Annotated in this window: 2 protein-coding genes; one reads left to right on the plus strand and one right to left on the minus strand. The window is 59.5% G+C overall.

Annotated features, from left to right (window positions below; translation table 11 throughout):
* Window positions 1-839 (minus strand): LysR family transcriptional regulator (locus D6877_RS25645; protein WP_130912514.1); only part of this gene is annotated, 839 nt, incomplete at its 3' end.
* 141 nt (window positions 840-980) lie between these two features.
* Here D6877_RS25645 and D6877_RS25650 point away from each other — a divergent pair.
* Window positions 981-1,567 (plus strand): hemolysin III family protein (locus D6877_RS25650; RefSeq protein ID WP_130912515.1); only part of this gene is annotated, 587 nt, incomplete at its 3' end.

Here is a 1,567-nt window from a genome sequence, read left to right on the forward strand (position 1 = left end):
AGAAACACCACGCCAATGTGCTGCTGCAAGCGGTACTTCTCCTGCAACGGGATGAGCTTCACCCGGTTCTCGTACACCGCCGCAATCCGCCCCGGCAACAAGGCGTAGCCCACCCCTGAGCTGACCATGCTCAGCAAAGTGAAGATGTCATTGACCTGCATCGCCACCTTCGGCTCGAATCCCGCTTGCTTGAACACCCGCACACCGTCCTGATGCGTGGCGAAGCCCTGGGTCAGGGTGATGAAGGTTTCATCACGCACTTCCGCCAGATCGACTTCACTGCGCTGAGCGAATTTTGAATCGGCCGGGGTGGCGAGGAAGATGTCGTCGGAAAACAGCGCAATCTGCTCGCAGTCCGGATCGTTGATGCTGTCGTCCAGCGACACCAGAATCGCGTCGACTTCCATGTTTTTCAGCTTGTAGAGCAGGTCGATGTTCGAGCCGAGGATCAGGTCGATGTTGAGTTCGCTGCGGCGGATCTTCAGGCCCATGATCAGCTGCGGCACGGTCTTCACCGTCAGCGAATACAACGAGCCGAGCTTGAAACGCTCGGCGGAGAACCCGGCGGCTTCGCGGGTCAGGCGCACGCTGTCGACGACGTCGTTGATCAGCTTCTGCGCACGTTCTTCCAGCACATAGGCGCTTTCCAGTGGCGTCAGATTGCGCCCTTCGTGTTTGAACAGCGGGCAGCGCAGGGCGTTTTCCAAAGAGTGAATGGCGCGGTGCACGCTGACGTTGCTGGTCTGCAATTCGGCGGCGGCGCGGGCGAGGTTGCCGGTGCGCATGAAGGCGAGGAACACCTCGAGTTTTTTCAGGGTCAATTCTTCGTCGATCAGCATGGCGCGGACTCTTTTTGGTATCGGCCGATTGTGCCCAATTCCCGCGTGCCGCGCAGGCGAGGTTGAACAGAAACATTGCGCTTTTACGCTCAAGGCCCGAGCCTTGCGCGCTTGCGGTAGTGACTACGAGGTATGCGACACATGTATCACGGGGAAAAACTCAACGCCTGGACCCATTTGGTCGGAGCTATTGCGGCGTTTATCGGCGGCGTGTGGATGCTGATCATTGCCAGCCTCGACGGCAGTCCGTGGAAGATCGTCAGCGTAGCCATTTACGCTTTCACCTTGCTGGTGCTCTACAGCGCCTCGACCGTGTATCACAGCGTGCGCGGGCGCAAGAAAGCGATCATGAAGAAGGTCGACCATTTCTCGATCTACCTGTTGATCGCCGGCAGCTACACGCCGTTCTGCCTGGTGACGTTACGCGGGCCGTGGGGCTGGACGCTGTTCGGGATTGTCTGGGGGCTGGCGCTGATCGGCATCCTGCAAGAGATCAAACCGCGCTCCGAGGCGCGGATTCTGTCGATCGTGATTTATGCGGTGATGGGCTGGATCGTGCTGGTCGCGGTCAAACCGCTGATTGCCGCACTGGGCACAGCGGGGTTTGCCTGGCTGGCGTCGGGCGGCGTGCTGTATACGGTGGGGATTATCTTTTTTGCCCTCGATCACCGCCTGCGGCATGCCCATGGCATCTGGCACCTGTTCGTGATTGCCGGGAGCTTGCTGCA

Source organism: Pseudomonas sp. Sample_9 (assembly GCF_004307535.1).
GTDB classification, from domain to species: Bacteria; Pseudomonadota; Gammaproteobacteria; order Pseudomonadales; family Pseudomonadaceae; genus Aquipseudomonas; species Aquipseudomonas mercuritolerans.